Annotated in this window: 24 protein-coding genes; 7 read left to right on the forward strand and 17 right to left on the reverse strand. The window is 64.2% G+C overall.

Going from position 1 to position 25,020, the window contains the following annotated elements; translation table 11 throughout:
• The first annotated feature begins 122 nt into the window (after positions 1 to 122).
• A complete protein-coding gene (gene umuD / locus D769_RS03335) occupies positions 123 to 572 on the forward strand; it encodes a translesion error-prone DNA polymerase V autoproteolytic subunit (RefSeq protein WP_008642084.1) in 450 nt (149 codons plus the stop codon).
• A 3-nt stretch (positions 573 to 575) separates the two neighbouring features.
• The gene (locus D769_RS03340) at positions 576 to 1,856 is read left to right on the forward strand and encodes a Y-family DNA polymerase (RefSeq protein WP_008642085.1); all 1,281 of its coding nucleotides are present in this window, start codon (positions 576 to 578) and stop codon (positions 1,854 to 1,856) included.
• A gap of 23 nt (positions 1,857 to 1,879) precedes the next feature.
• Here the strand turns inward: D769_RS03340 and D769_RS03345 are convergent, their stop codons facing one another.
• Complete coding sequence (locus D769_RS03345) at positions 1,880 to 2,812, reverse strand: hypothetical protein (protein WP_152414921.1); 933 nt, start codon at positions 2,810 to 2,812, stop codon at positions 1,880 to 1,882.
• A gap of 281 nt (positions 2,813 to 3,093) precedes the next feature.
• Here D769_RS03345 and D769_RS03350 point away from each other — a divergent pair, with 281 nt between their 5' ends.
• The 3 genes from D769_RS03350 to D769_RS03360 all read left to right on the forward strand — a co-directional run bounded on the left by D769_RS03350 (position 3,094) and on the right by D769_RS03360 (position 8,380).
• Positions 3,094 to 4,620, forward strand: a complete 1,527-nt coding sequence (locus tag D769_RS03350; protein ID WP_008642090.1) for a hypothetical protein — start codon at positions 3,094 to 3,096, stop codon at positions 4,618 to 4,620.
• Positions 4,621 to 4,691: 71 nt separating this feature from the next.
• Positions 4,692 to 5,366 (forward strand): hypothetical protein, encoded by a 675-nt coding sequence (locus D769_RS03355; RefSeq protein ID WP_008642091.1) that lies wholly within the window; start codon positions 4,692 to 4,694, stop codon positions 5,364 to 5,366.
• Positions 5,367 to 5,542: 176 nt separating this feature from the next.
• Positions 5,543 to 8,380, forward strand: a complete 2,838-nt coding sequence (locus D769_RS03360; RefSeq protein ID WP_040010841.1) for a UvrD-helicase domain-containing protein — start codon at positions 5,543 to 5,545, stop codon at positions 8,378 to 8,380.
• A gap of 65 nt (positions 8,381 to 8,445) precedes the next feature.
• On the opposite strand, the gene D769_RS03365 is transcribed toward D769_RS03360, so the two are convergent.
• The 4 genes from D769_RS03365 to D769_RS03380 all read right to left on the reverse strand — a co-directional run bounded on the left by D769_RS03365 (position 8,446) and on the right by D769_RS03380 (position 14,820).
• Positions 8,446 to 13,245: a type ISP restriction/modification enzyme gene (locus D769_RS03365; protein WP_008642093.1), complete on the reverse strand. Its 4,800-nt coding sequence runs from the start codon at positions 13,243 to 13,245 to the stop codon at positions 8,446 to 8,448.
• 122 nt (positions 13,246 to 13,367) lie between these two features.
• Positions 13,368 to 13,703: a hypothetical protein gene (locus tag D769_RS03370; RefSeq protein ID WP_008642095.1), complete on the reverse strand. Its 336-nt coding sequence runs from the start codon at positions 13,701 to 13,703 to the stop codon at positions 13,368 to 13,370.
• Between the two features lie 4 nt (positions 13,704 to 13,707).
• Positions 13,708 to 14,151, reverse strand: coding sequence for a hypothetical protein (locus D769_RS03375; protein ID WP_008642096.1), 444 nt, complete (start codon positions 14,149 to 14,151; stop codon positions 13,708 to 13,710).
• A gap of 93 nt (positions 14,152 to 14,244) precedes the next feature.
• Positions 14,245 to 14,820: a helix-turn-helix domain-containing protein gene (locus D769_RS03380; protein WP_008642098.1), complete on the reverse strand. Its 576-nt coding sequence runs from the start codon at positions 14,818 to 14,820 to the stop codon at positions 14,245 to 14,247.
• Between the two features lie 219 nt (positions 14,821 to 15,039).
• Here D769_RS03380 and D769_RS03385 point away from each other — a divergent pair, with 219 nt between their 5' ends.
• Complete coding sequence (locus D769_RS03385; protein ID WP_008642100.1) at positions 15,040 to 15,423, forward strand: hypothetical protein; 384 nt, start codon at positions 15,040 to 15,042, stop codon at positions 15,421 to 15,423.
• 31 nt (positions 15,424 to 15,454) lie between these two features.
• On the opposite strand, the gene D769_RS03390 is transcribed toward D769_RS03385, so the two are convergent.
• The 12 genes from D769_RS03390 to D769_RS03445 all read right to left on the reverse strand — a co-directional run bounded on the left by D769_RS03390 (position 15,455) and on the right by D769_RS03445 (position 24,171).
• Positions 15,455 to 16,159 (reverse strand): hypothetical protein, encoded by a 705-nt coding sequence (locus D769_RS03390; RefSeq protein ID WP_008642102.1) that lies wholly within the window; start codon positions 16,157 to 16,159, stop codon positions 15,455 to 15,457.
• Positions 16,160 to 16,168: 9 nt separating this feature from the next.
• Entirely contained in the window at positions 16,169 to 16,471 is a 303-nt protein-coding gene (locus D769_RS03395) for a cyclic-phosphate processing receiver domain-containing protein (protein ID WP_008642104.1), read from the reverse strand.
• A gap of 232 nt (positions 16,472 to 16,703) precedes the next feature.
• The gene (locus D769_RS03400; RefSeq protein WP_008642106.1) at positions 16,704 to 16,955 is read right to left on the reverse strand and encodes a hypothetical protein; all 252 of its coding nucleotides are present in this window, start codon (positions 16,953 to 16,955) and stop codon (positions 16,704 to 16,706) included.
• 214 nt (positions 16,956 to 17,169) lie between these two features.
• Entirely contained in the window at positions 17,170 to 18,054 is an 885-nt protein-coding gene (locus D769_RS03405) for a hypothetical protein (RefSeq protein ID WP_008642112.1), read from the reverse strand.
• A 108-nt stretch (positions 18,055 to 18,162) separates the two neighbouring features.
• Positions 18,163 to 18,735 carry a helix-turn-helix transcriptional regulator gene (locus D769_RS03410; RefSeq protein WP_008642114.1) on the reverse strand — a complete coding sequence of 191 codons (573 nt, stop codon included), beginning with the start codon at positions 18,733 to 18,735 and terminating at the stop codon, positions 18,163 to 18,165.
• Between the two features lie 98 nt (positions 18,736 to 18,833).
• Positions 18,834 to 19,409, reverse strand: a complete 576-nt coding sequence (locus D769_RS03415; protein WP_008642117.1) for a hypothetical protein — start codon at positions 19,407 to 19,409, stop codon at positions 18,834 to 18,836.
• A gap of 127 nt (positions 19,410 to 19,536) precedes the next feature.
• A complete protein-coding gene (locus tag D769_RS03420; protein ID WP_008642119.1) occupies positions 19,537 to 20,145 on the reverse strand; it encodes a helix-turn-helix domain-containing protein in 609 nt (202 codons plus the stop codon).
• 81 nt (positions 20,146 to 20,226) lie between these two features.
• Complete coding sequence (locus D769_RS03425) at positions 20,227 to 20,670, reverse strand: hypothetical protein (RefSeq protein WP_008642121.1); 444 nt, start codon at positions 20,668 to 20,670, stop codon at positions 20,227 to 20,229.
• A 68-nt stretch (positions 20,671 to 20,738) separates the two neighbouring features.
• Positions 20,739 to 21,797 carry a hypothetical protein gene (locus tag D769_RS03430; RefSeq protein ID WP_008642123.1) on the reverse strand — a complete coding sequence of 353 codons (1,059 nt, stop codon included), beginning with the start codon at positions 21,795 to 21,797 and terminating at the stop codon, positions 20,739 to 20,741.
• Between the two features lie 242 nt (positions 21,798 to 22,039).
• The gene (locus D769_RS30610; protein ID WP_008642125.1) at positions 22,040 to 22,642 is read right to left on the reverse strand and encodes an antirestriction protein ArdA; all 603 of its coding nucleotides are present in this window, start codon (positions 22,640 to 22,642) and stop codon (positions 22,040 to 22,042) included.
• Positions 22,643 to 23,253: 611 nt separating this feature from the next.
• Complete coding sequence (locus D769_RS03440; RefSeq protein WP_008642128.1) at positions 23,254 to 23,607, reverse strand: phage protein NinX family protein; 354 nt, start codon at positions 23,605 to 23,607, stop codon at positions 23,254 to 23,256.
• Between the two features lie 63 nt (positions 23,608 to 23,670).
• Positions 23,671 to 24,171, reverse strand: a complete 501-nt coding sequence (locus tag D769_RS03445) for a DUF6876 family protein (protein ID WP_008642129.1) — start codon at positions 24,169 to 24,171, stop codon at positions 23,671 to 23,673.
• 550 nt (positions 24,172 to 24,721) lie between these two features.
• Between D769_RS03445 and D769_RS03450 the strand changes: the two genes are divergently transcribed.
• Positions 24,722 to 25,003, forward strand: a complete 282-nt coding sequence (locus D769_RS03450) for a hypothetical protein (protein ID WP_008642131.1) — start codon at positions 24,722 to 24,724, stop codon at positions 25,001 to 25,003.
• The last annotated feature ends 17 nt before the right edge of the window (positions 25,004 to 25,020 follow it).

The following is a 25,020-nucleotide window of genomic DNA, read 5'->3' on the forward strand; positions in this document are numbered from 1 at the left end:
CATCCTATGTCCGACGATTGTAATCAAAAGCTCCGGTGCCACAGGGATGTCGCGATCACGTCGAACTCCCCAACGGCAATCTCACCTGCTAGACTGTATATCCATACAGTATTTGCATCACCATGAACCACCCCGTCCCCCTCGCCGAGGACCCGGCCGCTCTTTTCATCGTCGAGGCGCTTTCGCGCGTGCCGGCGGGCTTCCCGAGCCCAGCCCAGGATCACGCCCAGCGTCGCATCGACCTGAACGACGTCCTGGTGCTCAACCCGCTGTCGACCTTCCTGTTCAACGTCGAGGGCGACAGCATGAGCGGGGCCGGAATCTGGAACGGCGACAAGCTGGTGGTGGACCGTTCGATCGAACCGAAGCACGGCCTGATTGTGCTCGCGTGCGTCGATGGGGAGTTCACGGTCAAACGCCTGTACCGCCGGGCCGGGGTGGTCAAGCTCGTGGCCGCCAACCCAGCGTACCCGCCGATCGTGTTCTCCGACGCCCAGGAAATGACCGTGTGGGGCGTGGTGACCTGGAACCTGCGCCAAGTGCTCGCCACCAAAGTCCGGACGTGGGCCTGAGCCATGCCGACCTTCGCCCTCGTCGACGGGAACAACTTCTACTGCTCGTGCGAGCGGGTGTTCCGGCCCGCGCTAAACGGCCGCCCGCTCATCGTCCTGTCGAACAACGACGGCTGTGCTGTGGCACGGTCCCAGGAGGCGAAGGACCTGGGGATCAAGATGGGCGTGCCCTTCTTCCAGATCCGCCACCTGGTGCAGGAGGCCGGCCTGGTGGCCCTGTCGTCGAACTACGCCCTGTACGCCGACATGTCCGCCCGGATGATGGCCATCCTCGGCCAGTTCAGCCCGGTGCAGGAGGTGTACAGCATCGACGAGTGTTTCGTGGACCTCACCGGGATGGGCACCCTCGCCGGGAGCCTGACGGTCTACGGCCAACTGATGCGCGAGCGCGTGCTGCGCTGGATCGGGATTCCCACCTGCGTGGGGATCGCTCCGTCGAAGACCCTGGCGAAGATGGCCAACCACATCGCGAAGAAGAACGTCGGGCGCCCGTGGTCGGGGGTGTGCGACCTGACCGCGTTGCCGGAGCGCGATCGCAACGAGCTGCTGGGCTTGGTCGAGGTCGGCGAGGTCTGGGGCGTCGGCCGCCGGTTGCGGGAGCGCCTGGTCGCCGACGGGATCGCCACCGCGCTGGACCTGAAGCGGGCCAGCCCGTCGTTCATCCGGTCCACCGTCTCGGTCGTGCTCGAACGCACGGTCCACGAGCTGAACGGGATCGCCTGCTACGGGTTCGAGGCCGAGGCCCAGCCGCAGAAGCAGATCATCTGCTCGCGCTCGTTCGGTCATCCGGTGCTGCTGCAAGAGGACCTGTCGATCGCCGTGCGCGATTTCGCCGCCACCGCCGCCGAGCGCCTGCGACGCCAGGGGTTGAAGGCAGGCCAGGTCCACGTGTTCATCCAGACCTCGCCCTTCCGCAAGCAGGACAAGCAGTACAGCGCCGCGGTGGTGGTGCCGCTCGCCGTCCCGGTGGGCGACACCCTACGCCTGGTGGAAGCCGCGCTGGCCGGCTTGGCCCGCCTGTACAAGCCTGGTTTCAAGTACGCCAAGGCGGGCGTCATGCTGCTGGACCTCACGGACCGAGCGGTCGAGCAAGCCGACCTGTTCGCCGGGCCCGCGCCACGACGCGAGCGCCTGATGGCCGCGCTCGATGCCGTGAACGACCGCTTCGGTCGCGGGACCCTGCGGGTTGGGAACGTCAAGGGCCACCAGGCCTGGCACATGAGCCAGAACGCGAAGACCCCGAGCTACACCACCGAGTGGGAGGGGTTGCCCATCGCGCGGTGAAGGCTCAGCGGTTCCATCAGGTGCTAAATGATGTGGTAATACTTACCCAGAGCTTCTGCCAAAAAACCGCCTGCCGCCGCGATCCCAATATTCCACGTGCCCGAAGCGGCCTTCATGACCATATTAGAGACCCAGGCGCTGACCTTCGGACCGAGGTGCTCGATTGACCGAGGCTTGGGATCCTCCTGCACTGCGCACTGCAACTCGTCAAGGTCATCCTGACTGACCCCTCTGCCCGCCAAATGTTGTGCGAGGGACGCAAAATCAGCGGCCATAACCTGCTGGGTATTCGTTTGGGTAACCGAAGCACCGGCTTCCACATTTCCCAAAACGCCCTGAAAATTATTGATATTGAAGGTCTGCATAACGGCTCGTTTCTCTTTCTCGGAAAATGATAACCCCTCTCCCATGATGCCATCTTTTTCAAGCGTAAGAGCCCATTCCAAGATTGTCGTCCGCACAGCATCTAGGAGCGCCATGATCCGGTTCTTCGCGACCGTGCGGGTCGCCCTGAAGCGCTTTAGGCTCTCAACCGGCAGTGATTTCAGGATCCTTTCTTGTTCAGGGGAGAAATCATAAACAACGTTATCGGTCTGCTCACGGTCCAACAAGTGAATAAGCGAGGCCACGGATTCGGTGACGTTGATCAGTACCAGTTCATTGTATAGCTGCTGCGGCAAGGCCCGAAAAGCAACAGGCCCCATCGTCGGATGATAAAGGCTCATCTCTCCACGGATGAGGCGATATGGAGGGAGGGTCTTGCGAGCCTCTCCGGTGTATCCGTGGAGTTCGGCGGTAGCCCATGCGCGGAACTCCTTGACTTCGAGCTTAGTCGCGACCACCAGCGTCTTGCGGAGCAGATCGTTGATGTCGTGATCGCCGTCAGAAGCGAGGTCCTGCAACTCGAGAACGATGGACTTTGCCATAAAAGAGTTTGAGGTTTTACGATAATCCACGCGAACGGCTATGCGCGGTTGGAGGATGACGAACGCGTCCCGTCTGATTGCGCGGTTCGTATCATCGCACGCTTGCCGTCGTCGAGAGGACATGAAGACCATCGGATCACATTCGAGCGCGTACTACTGATATAGTGGTGGCAGGCTGTCGTCGCCTGCCGCACGCGCCCTTCGGGGCATGACGAAGACGATGTCTCACCGCACCTACCCCATTCCATAGTCCTTGTTTTCGATGGGCGGTCCGCAAAGCGTGCACCGGATTTGCCGCCCAGGAGAAAGCAATGGATACGCAGCAGTTGAAGCTGCTGGCCGGGCTCGTCCGCGGCCTTTTGCAGCCCACGCACCCCTCCCTTGGTCATGGCCAGGCGCTCGACCTGATCGCAGCATTGCCCGGGCTTCGTAACTGGCCCGAGGTCATGGCGTTCCCCGAGCGCGTCGCCGCGACCGAGCTGGACACCACCTCGACCGGTCGCCTGGTGTTCCGCCTGAAGAAGCGCTACGCGGTCGATATGTCGCCGCAGGAGTTGCTCGTCGCCTTGTCGCCGCCCGGCGCGGTCGTCGCCCGCGGGGCCCCGCAGATCTGGCCGTCGGGTCCCGTGCCCGGCGTCTATATCGCGACCGCCCAGAAGGCGATCGACGCCCTACTGGAGGTGTACGAGGACGCCACCGACGGCGCGCTGCTCTACGCCGAACGCGCCGGCAACGGATGGTCCAGCGCCATCGACCTGGGCGAATACGGCATCTGGTCGTCAGGCCTGGATCGTGTGCCCAGCGGTACGTTGCTGGTGGTCGGCCCTCTCGAACTCGACCAGCAATCCTGGGACGGAACCGCGAGCCGTCTGGAAACGGCTTGCAGGTATGCGCTCGACTCGGGGCACCGTGTCGCAGTGCTGCTCGACTCCCCGACGCCCGAGATGCTCCACCAGGACGTCCGGCTCATGGTCACGTCCAGGGACGGGCACGTGGACGAAGAAACGGCACTGATCGGCGTCGTCACCGACGAGGGCGAGTTGCAAGCGCGCGTGCCGTTCTCCGGAGCATGGCCCACGATAGAACCGATCACGCCGATGGGAACCGCCGACGCTTTGCCGACGCCGCTCATTGGACCTTTGCGTGATGCGCTCGCTGAACGTACGAACGGCTTGTTGCTGTTTGGGTCCGCCGTCATCGCCGAACATTCCGCGATGGACCTCGTGGCGGCCTCATTGGCGCTGACCGAGCACGCCGGTCCGGCCGCCCGCATCATGGCGCGCCACCGCTCGACGCCATCGAAGGACTGGGACGTGCCAGAAGCGATCCGGCAACTGCCCTTCTTGCCGTCGATGGAGAGCGCCTACGCCCAGGGCTATCGCCGCTTGATCTACCATCCCAGCTACACCGAACCCGAACTGTTGTTGAAGTACAGCGAGGACGCGCTGCTGATTTGCGGCACGTATGGTGCCGACGTTATGAACGTGTTCATGAGCACGATGCGCGCGGGTGGCGGGACGGACACGGAGGCGGACCTGCTGGCCCGCATCATCGCCATTGCAGCCACCACACCCCTCCCGTCCATTGACGGGAACAAGGTGGTCGCCGATGTGTACGTGGCTACCGGCGCGCCGATCGACAACGTGGCCACGTTCGAGCAGATCGAACAGTTCCTGAACGACAAACTCCTCACACGGTGGAAGGATGGGCTGGCCAGTCTCCTCGACGCGGGCATCGTCGCGCCCGCCGCGGCGAAGAAGGCTTTCCCACGAAGCGAGGGCATCAAGGCTTTCGTTGACGAATACGTCAAGAAAAAGAAGGCGCGCGCAACCGCGTAAGCGGACACGGCACCCGGTGCCGTCAAGGCGCCGGGCGCAACATTTCGAACACATCCAATCGGGGGACCGCCATGGACGTGGCCTGGTTTCTGAACCGCCGCCTGGATTTCATCCGGCAGCTTTACGCCAGTTCGTCGGCGCCCTTCGTCGATCGTCGGACCAAGATCGAGAACAAGGAAGAGCCGTTTGTGCCGCCGTACTCGGAGGACCCGGAACCCGCGTTCATGCTCGAATGGCAGGAAGCCACCGATTCGATCGACGTCCTGGGCCATGCCTGCCTGTGCATGCTCTCGTCGGCGTTGCAGGCGTACCTGCACACCCGCCACAAGCTGCACTGCCGAGACCTGACCGAGGAGGAGCGCAAACGCGTGTTCCGTCGAGGTTGGGTGCGGGGCTACAACCGGATCTTCAGCCACGCGTTCGGGATCTCGTTCCGCGACGGCCCGGTGCCCATCGCCGTCCTGGAAGACATCGTACTGACGCGCAACAGCATCCAGCACGACCTGGAGATCACCACCAACCGGCCCAAGCACGCCGACCGGAAACCAGGCGCCGAGCGCTCGGTGTTCCTGGACGCCCGCGAGGTAGAACTGCTCGATCGTCTGGACCCGGACGCGCGGACCTGGTTGGCACCGCCCATGGTGCACGTCAGCCAAGCCTCCCTCGAAACCACGATCAACACCGTGGAGCGCTTCGCAGCCTGGCTCGATGCGGGCATTGAGGAGAAGCTGTACGGTTCGGGTTGAGACCTGCCGGGAACCGAAAAAACCAACTTTCGATGCCGTGGCCACGAGCGATTTAGATGCTCGTTGCATGGCCAAGGGGTGCGTCGCCCGCCTGCAAAGCAGCGTCGGGCTATCATGGCGCGACCGGGTCTCGGGCATGACCGAGACCGGATTCCGGGGTTATTGCAGAGCAGACAATGAAAAAAGAATGGGCTCCCTCCGCGTGGGGCCGAAAACTGACACGATCGCCGGACTGGCGCCTCTTGCTTGACGGGTTGAAACTGTCGTTGACGGTGGATGGAAAAACGCACGCCGTCAACGTCGATGACGCCGGCTCGTACCAGGTGAATCCGGGCGTGTTCTGGACCGACGTCACACTCCACCCTGGCCCCTCGCGGGTCGTGAAGGTGGACGGGCTGCCCAACGCCCGAGGGACCGATTTGACCAGTGCTGCGGAAGCTGCGCTGGTCGAGAAGCAAATCCGCCAGGACGTGGCGTTCGTCCGCGACGCACATCAGACCGTGCTCGATTGGCTGGAAGACAAGAGCCAGCAAGAGCAGGCTGCAGAAGCCGGTCGGCGATGGATCACGCACGAGGTGCAGGCGGCCATTGAAGCGGCCCGACCGTCCATCGACGTGAAGGCCGTTCGTGCACGCATGACGAAGGCCAACGTGCAAGCCAGACTGGGAAAAGACGCCGCTGACATCGAGCGCTCCCTCGTCCAATGGGAAACCGACCATCGCCCCTACTGGGCCGCCCTCAACGAGGCCCATACGAAGCGCGAGTTGAAGGCCTGCAAGGACCTGTTCGACCGGGCGGAGCGCAAGGCGCTGAGCGAGGAGCAAGCGCGGGCCGTGATCTGCTTCGACAACCGCGTGCAGGTCGTTGCGTCGGCCGGCTCGGGCAAGACGTCCACCATGGTGGCAAAGGCCGCCTACGCGATCGACCGGGGCTTCGTCGCACCGAAGCGGATCGTTATGCTGGCCTTCAACAAGCAGGCCGCCGTCGAACTGGCGGATCGTGCCGCCAAATCGTTCGAGCGGCTCGGCATGAACGACGTCGCGGTGGAAGCCTCAACCTTCCACGCCCTGGGCCTTGCCATCATCGGCAAGGCCACGAAGGAAAAGCCGGACGTCCCGGATTGGGCCACCGACACCGCTGGCGGCATCAGCAAGCTGACCGAAATCGTCGACCAGCTCAAGGACCGCTCCGCCACCTTCCGAACCCAATGGGACCTCTTCCGGTTCGTGTTTGGGAAGGATCTGCCTGCGTTCGGATCGAACGGCTCACCCGACGTCTGGGACGATCAAGGCAACGGCCGAACCCTCACCGCCGACGGGACGCGCGTGCGCAGCCAGGAAGAGGCCACCCTCTCCAACTGGCTGTTTTACAACGGCGTGGATTACCGCTACGAAGAGCGCTACAAGTTCAAGACCGCCGACGAAGACCATCGCCAATACCGCCCGGACTTCTTTTACCCAGGGATCGAGCTGTACCACGAGCACTTTGCCCTGGACGCCAACGGCAAGGCTCCGCCACACTTTGGCGACTACCTCGCCGGCGTCGACTGGAAGCGCAAGCTGCATCGGGAACGTGGGACGTCGTTGATCGAAACGACGTCGCACCAGATCCGCACCGGCGATGTGTTCAAGCACCTGTCCCGCGAGCTGACCCGCCGGGGCATCCAACTGGATCCCAACCCGGATCGCGAGATTCCCTCGGGCGGTCAAAAGCCCATGGAGCCAGAGGAACTGGTGAACCTGCTGAGAACGTTCATCAGCCACGCCAAAAGCAACTGCTTGACCGTGGCGGCGCTGCGCCAACGCCTGGACGCCCTGCCGGACGATGCGTTCAAATACCGGTACCGCATGTTCCTCGACATCGCCGAGCCCATCATCAAAGCGTGGGATGCCGCGTTGGCAGCTGAGGACGGCATCGACTTCGAGGACATGCTCAACCTGGCTGCTGAGCACCTGGAAAGCGGTCGTTACGAGGCGCCCTACGAGCTGGTCATGGCCGACGAGTTCCAGGACGCCTCACGGGCTCGGGCCCGACTGTGCCGCGCCTTGGTTCAGAAGCCCGGGCGATACCTGTTCGCTGTGGGCGACGACTGGCAGTCCATCAACCGCTTCGCGGGCGCCGACGTGTCGGTGATGACCGGCTTCCGGGAATGGTTCGGCCACGGGCAGGTGCTGAAGCTTGAACAGACGTTCCGCTGTCCGCAAGCGCTGTGCGACGTGTCCAGCCGGTTCGTGTCGAAGAACCCAGCGCAGATCAGCAAACGCGTGACGTCGGTCACCCCCGCCATCGACCCCGTGCTGCAAGCGTTCCAAGTGGACAACAAGGAAAAGCTGGCCGACGCCATCGACCAGTTCGTGATGAAACTGGCCCATGGGGTCCAGGACGGCAGCATCCCGCCTGGGCGCGATGGGAAGATTTCGGTCTTCGTGCTTGGCCGGTACAACGCCGATCGACAGTACGTCCCGGCCAACAAGGCCCGCTTCGAGCGCTGGGTGGACGTGTCGTTCCTCACCGTCCACCGATCGAAGGGAAGTGAAGCCGACTATGTGATCTTGCCGGAAATGCTGAGCGTTCTACGCGGCCGGAGCTTTCCGAACACGCGCACTGACGACCCGGTACTGGGATTGGCCATGCCCGCCGGGGACAACTACCCTGACGGGGAAGAGCGTCGACTGTTCTACGTGGCCCTGACCAGGGCACGGCGCAGCGTGGCCATGTTCACGGCACGGGGTCAGCGTTCGAGCTTCTTGCGGGAACTCGAGCAGGACGGCGCGGTGTCGATCACCGACACCGATGGTGAGGTCGTGCAGGAGGAAGAATGCCCGTCGTGCAAACGAGGGGTCTTGGTCTTGCGCAACGGCCCCTACGGGGAGTTTCGTTCCTGTTCCAACTTCCCTGCCTGCAAGTACAAACCCAAGAAGCGGGGAAACGCGCCAGTGCCTGCGACCACCCACGGAGGTAGGGTGGCCCAAGCCAACCGCCGCCCCTCAGCCGCGCCGAACTCGCGTCGCTGACCGCCATCGTCCGCGCCCGTTCGGGTGCCCTGCGCGGGCATTCCGAGGGCGCGACGGCCCAACGCTCAACCTTGCAGCGGCGGGAGGGTCCGAACGATCCCCATCGTTTCGACGCTGACGCGGATCACGCGTTGCAGAAGCGTCAGAATGTACGCGGGATCGTCGTGCTCGCGGGACCAGGCGTTCGAATCGTTGCGGATGGCGCTCTCCCCCTCGGTGTAGTCCTGGTACTCCTCCATGATCCACTCGATCGCGCTCTTCGCGTTGACCACGTAATCGACTGCCTCCGCCGGGATCCCCTTGAGGGTGATGCGGGGGTTGTAGATCAGCGTGGTCTTGTCCTTCTCACGCCCACCGGCCGATGCGAACCGCATCTTGTCGACACGGTAGTACGTGAAGGGGTCCATGTCCCCCTGCGGCTTGGCCTCGATCTGCACGGGCCACGGTTCTACGGTCTCGAAGTCCAGGTGCAGCTTGGCCAGCTTGCGCCCGCCCTGCTCGAAGGCTCGGAAGTCGGTGGCAAACGGGACGCGGGGCAACACCTTCTTGAGGTCCGCCTCGTACTGCTCGCGATACTGGGGCGAATGCAGGATCCCGTAGACGTAGAAGAAGACGTCCTCTTTGGTGATCGACGGATCGCTGTACTGCTTGCGGAAGGTTTCGAGCGCAACGTCGCTGATCCCGTCACGCTTGATGAAGCCGTTACCGTCCGATGCACCGCCCTCGTCGCCGAAGGCCAGGCCCTTCTGGCGCTGCGCCGTTTGCTGCTCATACCAGTACAACGGGAACACCTGCCCCGTGTCCATCATGTGCAGATCGCACGGAACGTTGGCCATGAGGCACGAAAAGCCCTTGCGCTCCGGGACGCCGATGACCGAGATCACCAGGTTCGTGTAGTCGATCGACGGCCAGATCTTCGTCGGTTTGTACTCGGCCCAGATCGAGTCCAGGTAGAGCCACGATTTCGAGAACGGCCGATGCAGTGCCATGCCGATCGACGATTCGGAAAACGTCGATCGGGTGCCGCGCGCCAGCGACGTGCGAAGGCCCCGCGTCCATTTGATCTTCGTCGGGGCGATCGCCACCTTGCCGGCGACATCTTTCTCGTTCTGCTTCTGATGAGGCGTGTAGACCTTCTCCACCTGCTCGTTGTAGAAGTCGATCATCCGCCTGGCGTTTGCTTCCAACGCTGCACGCCCATGGTTGTACACCCACACGTCGCGGTTCGTGGACACGCCCAGCGCCTTCGTGGCGAAAATGGCTTGCGGCTCCTCGCCCATCGCGGTGAAGGTGCCGAAATCACCGCTTCGGTGGTTGATCCAATCGTGGTGCTCGTTCGGCTTGACCTCGGTCCAGGGGACGCTCTTGTAGCTTTCAAACCCAGCGATTGCATCGAGCTTCTGCTCCCGCGAGAGGTAGTCGCCGATGTCGTGGTAGTGGATCCTGGACTTCCCCGTGTGGTCCTTGCGTTTGATCAGCAAGGTGATCGCCACCGACGTGCGGGAGCCGGCGTCGAACACGTTGCCGGCCTCCTTCCGGCGCTGCTCCCCCTGGGTGCGCGCGTTGCCCCGCAAGTTGAACACGTAGACGTCGGAGAACTCGTCGCCCAGCGACCGGCGGAAGCCGTCCATGGTCGCGCTGTCGATCCAGGTGCCGTTGGTCACAAAGCACACCACACCCTCGTCCTTGATCCGGTCCGAGGCCCACCGGAACGCCCTGATGTAGGAATCGTACAGGTTGCGCACCAGCGTCGCCGTCGAGTGCGCCGCGTACGTGGCACCGATGCGGTCGTCGAGCTGCGCGTATTTGAGGTTCTGGTTGTTCTCGTCGCCGCTCTCCTGGCCCACCGAGTACGGAGGGTTGCCCACGATGACGCGGATGTCCCGCGAGCGCTGCTTGTCCGCGCGCTCGTGGTTCTCGGGCAACCCTTCGTCCAGGTCCCCGGCCTGCGGCTCGTTCATCTGGAACGTGTCGGTCAGGACGATGCCCGGGAACGGTTCGTAGGCGCCACCAGCGATGCGGTGGAACGCCTCCTCGATGTTGATCGCCGCGATGTAATAGGCCAGCAGGACGATCTCGTTCGCGTGCAGCTCGTTGCGATACTTGTACGCGAGTTGGTCCGGTGGGATAAGCCCGGTTTCGATCAGACGCACGGGGAACGTGCCGGTGCCCGTGAACGGGTCCAGGATGTCAACGTTGCGGTCTGCCAGCCGGAGGCCAAAGTGCTCCTGCAAGGCAGCGTCCGCGCTCCGCAGGATGAAATCGACGACGGGCACCGGAGTGTAGACGATGCCGAGGCGGTCCGCCATCCGCTTGAACGCGGTCTTGAAAAACTTCTCGTACAGCTCGACGACGATCTTCTGCCGCCCCTTGGGGTCGGTGATCCCGGACACGCGCTCGCGCACGTTCGCGTAGAAGCCTTCCAGCGTGTCATGGTCCTTGTCCATGGCCTGGGCTTCCAGGATGTCCATGATTTTCTGCATGGATTGGGACACCGGGTTGAGGCTCGTGAACGCATAGCCCTCAAAAAGCGCATCGAACACCGGCTTGGTGATGATGTGCTGCGCCAGCATTTCGATGGCGTCGTCCTGGCTGACGCTGGGGTTCAGGTTCTTCCGCACACCCTTGAGGAACTCGTCGAACGCTTTTTTGCCCTTCGAGTATGGGCGATCGAGCAACGCCCGGATGCGCATCTGGTGGCGCTCGGCGATGTCCGCCACGTCCTTGGCCCAGTCTTCCAGGTAGCGGGTGTTACCGCATTTGCGAACGATCTTCGCAAACATGGCGTCGCGCCACTTGCCCAGCTCGATCGGGTCGAACGCGAAGCCCAGTTGCTGCGGCGTGCGGTCGCTGCTGTCGTTGCCACCGCCCACGCCGATCACGTTCACCACCCCGTTGCCCTTGCCGGTCAGGTCGATGGTCGCGAACTGCTTGTCCAGGCGATCATCGTGGGCCCGCAACGCGTTCAGCACCTGCCAGACAACACGGTATTTCTTGTTGTCGTCCAGGGCGGTTTCTGGGGATGCGTCCTTGCGGATGCCGATGGGCAGGATCACGTAGCCGTACTTCTTGCGGCCGGACGGGTCCTTGCGCATCACGCGCCCCACCGACTGAACCACGTCCACGACCGAATCGCGGGGGTTCAGGAAGATCGCGGCGTCCAGCGCCGGCACGTCGACGCCTTCGGTCAGGCATCGGGCGTTGGTCAGGATGCGGCACACGTCCTCGTCTTGGCCGATGTTCTCCTTAAGCCACGACAGGCTGCGGTTCCGGTCGACGACGTTCATGGTGCCATCGACGTGCTTGGCCTCGAGGGCCGGCAGGTATTCCAGGTCGTCCGAGAGGTCGTTGGAGATGCGTTCTAACTCCGATCGCACGAGCTTCGAGTGCTTGATGGACTGGGCGAACGCGAGCGCCGTGCGCATCGGCTGGGGATCGACCGACACGTCCATGCCGTCGTCGACCGACACGTGCTTGCCGAGCCCGTTCCAACAGCCGACGATCTTCACCGCGTCGTCGAGCTTCAACTCGTCCCCGCTGTCCGCGATCCGGCGGTTGAGGACCTCGTTCACGTGCAGCTCATCGACCGCGATGATCAACACCTTGTAGTCGGACAGCAGATCGCGACGTACGGCTTCGTCGAACCGCAGGCGGTGGAACACGGGGCCGAAGGTGGCCAGATCGTCCATCGAATACACCACGATCTCCGACTCCTCCGCCTTGGCCTTGCTGGCCTCCGCATAGATCTTCGGGGTCGCGGTCATGTACAGGCGTTTGTGCGCCTGGATGTAGTCCTTGTTGTGGACGCTGACGAAAGCGGACGGCTCGTCGCCCGGAGCCGTGTAGCCCGCTGTGCGGTGCGCCTCGTCGCAGATCACCAGATCGAAGACCATGCCGGTCTTCTGCTGGGCGCGGTGAACAACCTCGATCGACTGGTACGTGGAGAAGATCACCGTCACCGCGTCGTCGTTGTGAGTGTCTTGCCAGGATTTCGCCAGCTTCGTCGCGTTGGTGGTCGCCGGGTACGCCAGCTCGTAGATCCGCATGTCCTCCTCGTTGCGCCCCGCCGCGCTGTCCGAGCAGACGGCGAAACACCGCAACGGAACGCTGGTGTCGGCCGTCCAGGCGCGCAGCGTTTGCGACAGCAAGGCGATGGAGGGGACCAGGAAGAGGACGTTCTGGCCCGGCTTGATCATCTTTTCGGCGATGGCCAGCGACGTGTAGGTCTTGCCGGTGCCACACGCCATGATCAGCTTGCCCCGATCGTTCGAGGCGAAGCCTTTGACCACATCGGCCAGAGCTTCATTCTGGTGCGGGAGCGGGGTCTTTTTCGGACGCTTTCGCAGCTGCTCGGGCTTGTCGAGCGAAAACTGGGACCAGTCGATCGGGGCCTCGTCCAGATCTTCCAGGGTCAGCAACTCCGCGGGGATGGTCTGATTATCCAGCGCCGCGGCAGCGTGTTTGCTCAGCGAGGCCGTGGCGATGACCATGCGCTGCGTGAAGCCGCCCTTCCCCGACAGCGTGAAGAAGTTGCCCAAGTCGCTCATCTGGATGGGCGTCTCGTAGAACTTGCACTGGATGGCGCAGAAACCCTCTCCATCACGTAGCTTGGCCACCAGGTCGATGCCGGTGTCGGGCGCGTTGTAGCCCAGATCAGCCCGGTGGGGCCAGTCCTTCCACATCCACACATCTTCGTACTGCCCCACGTACTTGGGATCGAGCTTCAGGTAGGCGCGCATCAAGCGCTCGAAGCGATCGCCAAGGTCTCGGTTGAACGTGGAGTTGTCGCGGTATTGTTGGAGGATGGTGCGGATCATGAGGTGGCGGTCCGTGGTGCGTGTGCTGATTTCTGAAAAGTCACGCATTTTACCGTCCGGCGGGCCTGGCCGGACGCCGATCGGACGCGGGCGGCCAACCACGCATATGCCCCACCTGGGCGGTGGGCTGCTGGCTGTCGCCGGTGATCGCGAGCGTCAACAGCAGCGCCTCAGAGCCTCGCCCGTTGCCGCGAAACCTGGGCCTGACCCGTGCTCGCCTGAGCGTCCTCGGCGGCCCGTGTGAGCATCGCTTCGTCCGCCACATGGTCCAGGATGCCGCGTTCTTGCTGGGCCCGCAGGACGCCGGCCTTCTCGCCCGCGAGGTCGAGCAGCGCCGGGGGGATGCGCAGCGTGCCGCCCATCACCATGCTGCTGTAGACCGTCTGGACCTCCGGCCCGGACGCCCCGCGCCGGATCGTCCAGATCAGGTCGTCCACGAGCTGCGGTCGGACGCCGGGGTTCTCGGCGATCACGGTCTCGCGTGGGTCGAGGACGAGCGCGGTCATGGGGTCACCGGCGGCCGAAGCTGACCTGCGAGCGCGCCAGCCAGCCCATCCGTCGAGGGCCGAACTCGGTGACGTTCGACGGGACCGCGTTGCGGTTGAGCTGGTTCGGGGCCGATGCCTTGCCGGGACCCTTGCGGTAAGCGTCGTTCGCCTCGATGCCGACTTCCAGGGCCTCGCCCAGCAGATGGCAATGCGCGAGGAACCCGACCACGTGGCTGAGCAGCATCACCGCGAAGAAGTCCAGGATGGTCGACTCCGCCTGTTCCACCGGAGTGGCCGGGGTTTGCGGTGCAGCCCGGGCCGGCGTGGGGTCCTCCACCGCTGCGCTGAGCATGCCCGGCGGGAGGTAGGACGCCTTGCCGAAAGTGACCAACCGTGACACGGGTTGGTAGAGCAAGCCGCGGGTGGGGTGCAGCACGAAATCCTGGGGGGTGGTCGGGTCGCGCAAGGTCTCCTCCGTTGGCGATCGTTGGTGTCCTACTTCCAACGTAGCAGGCCCCCAGGGGAACGCAAGCCGTGCCTGGGCACGGCTTCACGTGGATCAGATAGCCTCCGCCTCATACCCCGGCCGACGAGGCGCGCGGTCCCGCTCGTCGAGGATGGGCCAGTTGCGCATGACGTCTGGGAGGACAAAGCGCTGGCCGGGAGCGCTGGTCGGCGGGACGGGCTGCTGCCCAGCGATCAGACGTTCCAGCTCGCGCCGGTCGTGCTGGTTCTGCGCGAGGACGTCCATGCGCATAAACGCGTGCTGCTTCGCCGCGTACCGCTCGACGTCGCCCCGTTTGAAGGTACGACCGCCACCGGGACCCTTCCTCCCCGGGATCGATGGGATCGTGCCGAGCCGTGCCAGACGCAGGACAGTCTTGACCGACAGCCCGAGGTGCCGCGCGCACGCCGCAGTCGTCATCCGCCCCTCCGGATCGGCCAGGGTCGCCTTCAACGCCAGGACGTCCGCTTCGGCGTAGGTCCAGCTCCGCCGCTCGCCGCGCTCCCGGGCCAGACGTCCGGTCATGCCCATGTGGAGGACGTTTTCCGGGCTGCGACCAAGCAGCAGCGCCGCCTCCGCGGTGGTCAGCCGTCGGGCCGCGGCGGGTTGGTCCTGCGTCGCCTTCGTCATGGGACTGTGCCTCTGGTGTGGGTTGATCGGACGCGGGAACTGTGATCGCCGCGCACGTCCAGAACTAGCAGCTTCCGTCGCCCCGTCAACCTACATACGTACCGCCCAGGAATGACACGTAAGATGGACCGTGGCACGGCTTGTACTTGACGTCGGGCCGTACCCGCTTAAGCTGTGAGTAACGCACCCGCGCGTGCCCATAACAAGGGGAGGTCCATCGTGTTTTTCTTTTTCTGGTTCCCGCCGATGAAGCTGCTCCCCCGCGAGGAGCGGATCCGGCGTTCCAAGATCCTCGGGGTTGTCCTGGCCATCACGGTCGTGTGCGTGGGCGGGGTGGTGGTACTGAACTCGCTGCTTCCGAAGCCCGCGCCCGCCAACGTGGTGGTCGAGCCCCCGGTCCCGGTGCCCTTCCCGACGCCGCCGCAGGTGGTGCCCCAGGCCCAGCTCGACGCCGAGCGCGCGAAGATCCTCACCGGTGCCGATCAGATGGCCACCGAGGTCGAGCGCAAGGCCCCGGGGACCATCCAGGCTCAGCAGGCCCGCAGCCTGGCCGACTTCATCGCCTCGCATTGCGGGAAGCCCGGCGGGTGCCTCAAAAAGTAAGCTGCGATCGCCCCGTCGGCATTCGACGCAGTTACCCTTTGAGACCACCTTCGCCGCCCGGGTCGCCGAACTGGACCGCTAGGTTCTCGCGTATCACGCGTCCCCAGCGCTTCCAGCTGAAAAACTCGCTCGGATGTCGGATGAAGAGCAGTTTGATTTGAGCGTCGCTCGTGTCAATCAACCCCCGTCTCGCAGCACAGCGCCCGACTTTCTGCCCTTTCCCGATGCGGCACGAGACGCCTCTGCCCCGGGCGACCTCTTGCAGCGCGTTGACCGAGCCCACGCCGTAGACCAGGAGTTGCTCCACGGAGAGCAGCTCGCAGAGGTCAAGAACTTCTGACCATCCATTGCGGAACTGTCCTTGCGTAGGACGATGTTCGATGTCGCGCAGCGGTTCGAGCACGAGGTTGTGGTAGGCGACCGACGTCCAAAGGTTGAGCTTTTGCTCATCCTTGGGCCGAGACGTGGCAAAAATGGCGCGTTCAATGTTGCGCACGTAAGGCGAGTTGCGCCTGAAACGCAGGGCGTGCCGCTCGTGCGTCTCCCGAAGGCCGGTCGTACGCGCGTAGCGCTTTTGAAAAACCTCCCGGTCCTCGCCCTCCCATTCGTAGATACTCTCGCCCACAACCATCGTCTTTACGGCGGACGCCGCGAACTGCCTGCCGACCCACGGCCACCAGGGCAGCGACGTTCTGGATTCAAAGAGGTGATCGTACGAGCGGTCGAGGAAACTCATGGTGGGGCATTAACGGGTGTTGCGCTTGGCGAGGCGTTCAATGGTAAGGACGCCGGCGCGCATTTTATCGCCAGCCGATGAGTTAGCAGAATGCACTGTGATTTTTGGCGGGCAGAATCCCCGTAGTGCGACAGCCTCCTCGATCCAGAGAATGACGTCGTACCCGGTTCCGCGCGTGTCGTCGCCAAGGTCATGGTCGAGGCTGATTTCCTCGACTGCCCCGCTCGCCAGCAACTGAATGGCCTCGTCGGGCCAGTAGACCCGTTCCCAACCATCGGGAGCTGCCCGCTCATCATCAAGAAACACCTTCATCCCAGTCTTTTCATATGCGGTCAGCGGCCTCACAGGCCCGCCGTGTTGCGCGCTTCGAAAGTTTGCAAGCGCAGAGATTCACGAGGTTACCATCGAGTCGCGTGTGTCCAAATCGCAGCGCGGCGTCGGCCGGTTCGGCTTGTACCGATCACCCGACAAGCAACGGGCATTGCCGCACCCAATGCAAACTGCCCGGTCAATGCAGGGGATGTTGCTCTGTGGCTGCCATCTGTCAGGACCTCTCGCGGTCCGGCGGGATCGACGCCGGAGTGATGCACTGCCGGCGCGAGACCATGTGCCCGTTCACCTCCTGGTTGATCTGACGGCAATGGGCCAGCGGCGGCTGGCCGTTGCGCGAGCGCACCTTGGGGACGTACAGCTCGGGGCCGATGTTCGTGGTGTTGATCGGCTGCGCCCAACTCAACGGGCTGGCCACCAAACCAACCGCGAGCAGAGCAGCGGGGAGAAAACGCGCGGTGAGCATGGGTGGTCTCCTGTCGTGTGGTCCTGCTGTACGTACGGTAGCCCATGCGCACCCTGAAGACCAGCGCAGCGTTGCGATTCCGCCCGTGGTGTAGCTGTGCGGTCAAAACGCAGCGGTCAGCGAACATCACCCCCGAGGGACCGCCATCGGCTCGGCTCAAGCTTCAGAAGCTCACGAGGCCGACAAGCACGCGTCCCCCAGAGGGTGCGGCGTCTTACGGGGTGCCAAGCAGCATCTGGTTGAGCGCCGTTTTGCTTGGCACCGCATTCTCCTCAATCATGCGGACCAGAACGCGCTGGAGGATGTTGAACGTCTGAACGAGGTGCGTGGTGTCGTGCTTCGGCTTGCCATGCGCCGCAGCTGACCGTTTGTCGTAAAGGTCGAAGATCTCGCGTTGAAGAGCGAGACGCCCCTCGCCCGGGGGGTGAACGTACGACGCGATCAATACCGAAACGCGGAACCGGAGTTCCGAGGTCGACGGGGAAAACAACGCCTCGAGCGCACCCCACAATGAGACAAGCGTGAGGGCGTGGTGCGGGACAAACGTGGACAGTTCGAAGGCTTCCATAGCGAGACGGAAATCGGCGTGGGACGCCATCAGTTCGACTGCGTTTTGCCAGTGGTCCCGCACCCACGCCAGCCGAGCCGGTGCGTTTCCATCGCTCACCAGGGCCAGCTGAATGTATTGCTTCGTCGATTCGACCGGGGTGATCGCGATCTCACGGTCCGGGATCGTCGCAACCTCTGAAAGCGAGTGTGTCGATTGCACCAAAAAGCGGATGGTCGGATCGACGAAGAGCCGCAGAACGCTGGTGATCGTTCGCGCCACCTCGAAGGCTGTGAGTTGCCCCGACGGCTTGTATCCAGCCGGGATCACCAACTCCGTGTGGATATCGAACCCGTCGTGGCGTGTCGTCCCCTTCCACGGCGCGGGGTGATGCTTCCCCGGCGCTTCAGGCGGCTGGAACGCCATCATGTACGTGCTCATCAGGTGGGCATACGTACGCCGGAGGACAAGCCCTTGGCCGAGATCAAGCTCGTCCATCTCCGGCGGCAACTGCAAGCCGGTGAACCCGGCGTAAAAGCTCGTCGTTGTCATGGGTCCTGTCATCCGGCAGAGGAAACAATCGGCACTTCGTTGCGCCCGGCGCTGGGCGATCGCCTGGGGGGCGCTAATGTGCACGGCGCGTCGGGGATGAACTGCATATCAGAAGCTTTCAGGGTCAACAGGGCCCACGAACGGGCGATTGCGCTCTTCGTCGAGCTGCGACTCCCGGTAACGCTCGTTGTCCGCGAACTCGAAAACCGCCGCGAGACCATACCAGCCCGGCACGGTGACGTTGTCCATCCACCAGGGTGTTTTGAAGATGGGCAGGCCAACCCACATGCCGGACGTCCACGACCGGTAGCCGGGCGATGTCCAATACTTGGGTGCCAGGTCCAGCAGTGTGTCGTCGCCGCCGATCTCCGACAGCACCACGGACCAGCCCCGCTGGTCGAGGGCCCACCGGTAGCGTTCCGCGCACTGCATCAGCTCGGACGGCAACACGTTGAGCGCTCGGCAGGCGCGCAAGAGGGTTTCGAAGTTAAGCTTGCCCTTCCCCGCTTCTCGCTTTTCCCACTCTGATGGGGACTCCCCGCACTGATCCGCCAGAATGGCCTGGCGCATGCCTCGCTCGACTCGAAGCTCGCGAAGGATTACGGTGCAGATGCCCTGGAATGATGTGGTCTTGGTCTCGTCGATGATCATGGCGCGGGTGGCGGTGGAACGGATGCCCACGATTCTACGGGGATCCAGTGAACACCCCCGGCCCGCTGCACCCGGATACGAAAAACGGCCGCTTGCGCGACCGTTTGCCGGTGGGGCCGAGGGTGGGCTTACTCCGCGTCGTCGCCTGGGCCCTGCTCGTCCCGCGGGACGAAAATGACCTGGCGCTTCACCCAGCCCTTGTCGAGGAACTCGTCCAGCCACGGACGGTCCGGGCTGAGCAGTTCGCCCCGGCCGGTCGAGCGCCGCCACCAGTCGTAGTTCAGCTTCACCAGCGTGTCGAACGACTTGAGCACCTTGCGCTTGCCGTTCTTGTCGATCGCCACGATGTCGTCGTTCGACGCGATCTCGAGCGTCATCGCCCCGTTCTTGTAGAAGCCCTTGATCGTGATCTCGCCCGACGCCCCGTCGATGTTGAACGGAACGCCCTTGCGGTTCATGGATTTGATTAAGGCTGGCATGAAACGCATGAACCCCTTGTTCTCGTCGTGCGTCGGGGTCAGGGGCTTGCTCAGGTCCACGTCCTCGACGTCGGGGAGCGCTGCCGCGTGGGCCTTACCGCCCTTCGCCGTGCCGGTCTTGCCGAACGTGTCCGGGGTGAACCCCAGCGCCGGTTCCGAACGGTCGGCCGGGTCGTTGAAACGGTCCTCGTCGAGGGCCTCGGGGTTGCGGCCGAACTGCTCCATGGGTCTCTTCCTCCTGTCGGTGTTGAAGGCCCTGCGGGTGCGGGGCTGGTCGGATCAAGCTCTCGTACTTCGGTGCTGATGGCAAGTTTCTGCATCCTATGAAGCCGTGCCAGGACACGGCCTCACGTCAAACGGTGGCGACGGATCGGTGGACCTGCATCGGGTGCTCGCGGCGGTAGGCGTCCAGCTCCGCCACCTCGAACTGCCGATGCCCCCGCGGATCGACGTACGGGTTCAGTCGCCCCACGAGCACGAGCTGGGACAGCCGCTGACGCGTCACCCCCAGGTGCTCGCCCGCCCGGATGGCGCTCACGTAGCCCTCACGGTGCAGCCGGGCGTCCACGTCGTCGAGGTCACGCGGGTGGAAGTACCGCGCCCGCCGGACCAGCTGCGCCGGTTTCAGCTCGCCCCGGTGCACCAGTGTTCGGACGGTGGCCCGGGACAGGCCCAGGCGTTCCGCCGCCTCGCGCTCGTCGAACAGGGTTCTGCTCTCGATGGTGTCGAGCGTGTCCCTGATCGTCTGCAGCCCGGCGCGGTCCACGTAGAGGTAGCCGCGCGGGCTGCGGATCCGCTGAACGCCGTGCCGACGGCAAAGCCGGTCCACGGCGTAGAGGCTGCACCCCAGGAACGTTGCGGCCTCGCTGCGCACGAGCATGCCGCGCAACGCGTCGTCCCGGGTCGCCGAGGTGCCCTTCGGGGTGGGCTGGGTGGTGCGGGCGAGCGGTCCGATGGTCATGGTCGTTGGGTCTCCCGTGGCGAGTGGCAAAGGCACCGCTCTCGCGATGCAGGACCCAGTCAAGCAGGTTTTGCAGGCGAGTCAAGTCGCCGCGAAGGCGCTCTGCCCTTCCAGCCGGCGCAGCAGCCGTTTGCTCCGGCGCAGCACGTCCAGCTCGCGCAGGTGCGCGGCCCAGGCCGGGTACTCGTTAAAGGTCGTGATGTTGGCCAGCGTCGCCGACGGTTGCGGCGCCACCGGGTCGACCGGTTCCCCGGTGGTCGAGCGCAGTACGTGGATGAACGGCTGGAACGTGACCGGCGAGCCGTTCAAGCTGTGCCAATGCACGTCGTTGTGGCCGCCCAGGCCGAACGGGGCGAGGACCCGCTGCACCTGCTCTGCGGTCGGGCCGTCGCTCCACGTGACGTGGATTCCGCACCGCCCGGTGGGGGTCGGCGACGCGTCGATGGTGTGGCGGGGAAAGGTCTCTCGCAGCGCGCGGCGCACGAGCCGCAGCGTGGCGTCTAGGTTGATGAGGCGGGTCTTCATGGGGGATCTCGCGTGGGGAGTGCGAGATCCCAACCTAGCGGGTTTTTAAGGCCCGTCAAGTCACGTGGTCAGACCTTGCCGCCCGCCTTCATCGTACCTGTATGAACGCCCTTCGCGGGTTCGTCGACCGCGGTTGTGTGCCCACCCTGGGCGGCCACACGTTGCGCGGCGGCTTGCTCAGGGACTTGCTTAGAAATCTGCTCCCAGTAGTTCAGCGTGTGGGTCAGGTAGGCCACTGAGGTCGTCCAGTAATAAATCGTCGTTCCGACGACCGCCAGGAGCGTGATGGGAGTTTTGGGATCGCCGCCCACCACGGACGTCAGCAGTGTCAGATACTTTATGTACCCCTCCGCGTCCGCGCCGGACTGCTCAACTTCTTTGCCCCACATGAGCGACGACAGGGCGCGCCGATCCGGTGAATAGATCGTATCCGTGATGTCTTTCATCGCCGCGTTGAGGGAGGGGCTCATATTCCCGTCCACAACGGCTTTGAGGGCTGCCACATACCGTTTGCGCCGCTCAGACTCCTTTTCCAACGCATCCGGCGCAAGGGCCAGCCACGCACGGTTACGAACGTGAATCCAGTCGAGATATTCATGCGCTTCGATGGCCAGGTTGCCCATGCGCGGTGCGTTCGGGATCGCTGGCGTTGATGGCCCTGCGACATTCTGCTGGAGGGTCGGGCGGCTCGCCTCACCCCTTACGATCCGTGTTCCGAAGACCCCAAAATGGCACGGCTTGGACAGTTCGATAAACCGGGCCCGCTCCGACTCCTCCGCCGCAACCAAGTAGTCGCTCACCTTGTTGAACATGGTCTTGGTATGTTCGGCCTTGTGTTCCGAACGTGCGCTTTTGAACTCCAGCACGAAGTACCGACCCTCGCGCTTGGTCAGGACATCCCCAAAGAGGGATTCTGCATTGCCATCGAGCTTGTGCAAATCATCTGGGCCCAACACCTCCAACTCGGCAATTTTTTTTTCGTCCCCACGCTCCCTGGCCTCTTTGAGGTCGGAGAGCCACTGCCGCCATTGGAGGTCCCGAAACGCGATGATGAGCGTGTCCTCCCAAACGTCGCCCAACTTCCCCTCAACGGTGGCGCCCGCGTCGTCTGCGTTGTCGTTGATCATGCCTGATCCAAGATGGTTGTCGTTGTGTGAGTGTGCCAGCGGTCCGTGCCGACGGGCAAGACGTCACGAAGTAATGGGGCGACCCCATCACCCCTTAAAACCGGCCGGGGGCCTAGTGACCCCTCCGAGCCCTGAGCCTTCGGCGTGGGGTCCCGCAGGATGCCCGCGCGTCGAGGTGTGCCCTGCAACTGCCCCGACGATCCAAAACGCATCGCCCGGGGGATGGTGCCCCGGGCCGGTGGTCAGCAGTGGTTCGCGCTGGTGCAGGTGTAGGTCGTGCCACCGAAGTCGAACTCCACCATGTCGCCGCAACGACAGTCCCGGGCGAAGGCTTCGTAATCGATATAGGACTTGAGGTTGTCCGGGATCGACGAACCGTAGCACTCGTCGAACAGCTCCGTGGCCGCGTCCAGCAGGTCGCCGTGGTGCAGCGAGACGTCGTCCTTCTTGTCCATCGCGCTGTCGAGGTCGTACCCGCTGTTGTCCACCAGGAAGAACACCGCCGCCATTTCGCGCGCGTCGAGGTCGACCACCTCATCGAACCAGCGTTCCAGGGTCGATTGATCGATCTTCAAGGCCTCGAAAAGCTCCGATTGCGCCCGGTCCAGGTCGATCGCCTGAATCTCGAACTCCTCCACCGGGGAACCGAACGGGTCGCGCAGCGCCTCGGCTTTGGCCGTGTATTCCTCGTAGTCCGAGAAGTAGAAGCCTGCAGCCATCGTGTTGTAGGGCTGGGCGAAGTAGTCGCCGGTGGTGGTCATACCTGCAGTCGTTGGAGCCTGGGGTGCGAGGAACTGCGCGGTTTCGTTGTTGCCGTTCGTGCTGGTCGGTTGGTTCGTGGTCATGGCTTGCTCTCCGTTCGGTTGGGTTTGCCTGCTGCCGTCATCGCCTGGACGGGGAACAGGACCGAACGACCACAAGGGCCAGGGGGCTCACCGGATGCCGCACGCTTCGACGACGCCAGGAGGAGAAGACCGGGAGAGGAAGCGCGAAGCGAACCCCTTGCCCTGAACGGTGGTCGAATCGGTCCTACACGTCGGGTTAAGGCGACACGGAGCAGCACCAACGAACGGGAACGGGAACGGGACCACGCACCAACGCGCCTCGACCAGCACGGCCGTGGCGAACCACGCCGCGGTGGGTTGCTGCCTCACGGTGTACGGGGTTGCCCGGCCGTGGGCCGCAGGCCTGCCGGGCGGGGTTGCGTGCCGTTTTCGCCTCCGGCGAGGTGTTGCCCGAAGGGTGCCAGGGCACGCCCCAAAGAAAACGCCCACAGCGAAGGTGGGCGCTGGACAGGCGCCGCGTCGGCGCACGGGGACCCTCCCCCGTGCCGACCTGGATCAGGCCGCCTGGCGCTTTGCCTCACGCAGAACCAGCGCGTGCGCCGGCCGCAGATCCCGCACGTGAACACACCGCCGATCATCCCGCGACTTTGAAAGGTCGATTTCGCCATGGCTCAGGCCGCCACCAGGTTGACCGGGACGTCGACCGTTTCGCCCAGCTTGCTGCGCACCAGGCAGCGCAAGCCGGCGACCAGCGGGGTCGGGCCCAGGGCGCGGTAGCCGTGGCGCAGGATCGGCGCGTCGTCGAGGTTGACGATGCGGTTGGCCTCCCAGCGCTTCGCGTCGTCGGCGTACACCCGCTTGCCGTTGCGGAAGTAGCCGACGCCGTGCGATTCGAGGATCGGGCCGCCCAGCGCCCAGTCTGTGGAAAACGGTCCGGTGGTGAACGGTGCGTTGATGGCCTTGGCCACCGCCCAGTCGAGGGCCGGGCCCATCAGGTCGCCCGTGCTGATGGTGATGAGGTTCATGGTGTTCCTGGTGTCGTGTCGGGTGGGAGCCCCGGAAACCGTAGCGTCCGGGGCGTGGGGCGATCAGTGCTCGCTGGCCAGCAAAATGACCCATTGGGGCTTCTCGACCTCGCCCCATTCCGCGAACAGGCGCAGGGGCTTGGTCAGGTTGTACGAATGGCTGCGATACTCCTGACGGTGGATCACCGTGCCGTTGCCGTCGCCGATGACCAGCTCGCCCGAACCATCCTCACGCGGGGTGAACTCGATCATGAAAAAGCCGTCGTGTTCGGCGCGCAGCACGCACACCGCCACGGCGTCGGTGACCAGCCAGGCCAGGCCGTTGGTCATGAGGTAGTGGACTCCGTCCGTCGCGAGCGCGTCGCGCAGGACCGGGCCCAGCCGGTAGTAGTTTTCCGTGCCCGTGAACTGGCCCAGGGTGGCCGCGTCGATCGTTGCTTTGCTCATCGTCTTGCTCTCCTTCGTGGTGGTGTTGGTGGTGCTATCTGCTCGGTGGTGAGCCTCGGGGGTGCGGGGGAACGCCGCGGTGTGGCTGTTGGTGGTGCGTTCGACGCCGTGGACCATTTCCCTGCCCTCCCCGTTGGGTTTCGTTTCACTGCTCAGTGGAGCCGCCTCGTCGTGGGGAGAGCGAGACCCGCCCCGGGGGCCAGGCCGTTGCCGGATGCCGCATGCGCGGACCGAAGGGACGGGAACGGGAGAGGACAATGCGCGCAGCGGTGCCTTGCCCCCATCAGGGGCGTGGTTGAGCTACACGTCGAGGAAGTGGGCGGGCCACCCAGCGGTGAATCGAAAACGGGGATGCGGGAAGCACGGCGTCACGGTTGAACGCACCACCCCGCGGCCGGCGCCGCGGTGCCCTGGATGTACGGGGTCAGGGGTCCAGCTGCGCCGATGCGCTGCTGGGGCTGCGGGGGTTCCGCAGCCGTGCCATGGCCCGTTCAAACCCGGGGCTCACGCCCCGCACGAACACCGTGCCTGCGGGCCAGGGCCTTCGGCAAGAAGTTGCGCGTTTCCAGCAACTTTTTGCGGGTCGACCTTGCAACGCGGCGGGCCGCCCCCATGTCTCGAAACCGCGATACGAGATCGCGCCGACCATCCACCAGGAGACCGACCAATGTTTGACGAAGACGCAAACGATTCGAGAGCACGCGCCGAGCAAGGGCGCAAGAACCAGGAGTTCCTCGACCTGTTCCAGTCGATCAAGCTGGACATCAGGGACCAGTCCAACGTCGGTGCCAACAGCACCACCTACCGGTTGCCGCGGAACAGCCAAGAGTTCGTTGAGCCGCTGGTCGAGCGCCTGACTGCCGAGGAGTACACGATCACGGTGAAGGACGCCGACGGTGAGCGCCCGGTGTTGACCATCACGTGGGAGCCGATCGAGTCGGAGGACTGACCGCGGCCGAGCCGCCG

Origin of the sequence: Cupriavidus sp. HMR-1, from assembly GCF_000319775.1 — a bacterium.
Taxonomy (GTDB): domain Bacteria; phylum Pseudomonadota; class Gammaproteobacteria; order Burkholderiales; family Burkholderiaceae; genus Cupriavidus; species Cupriavidus metallidurans.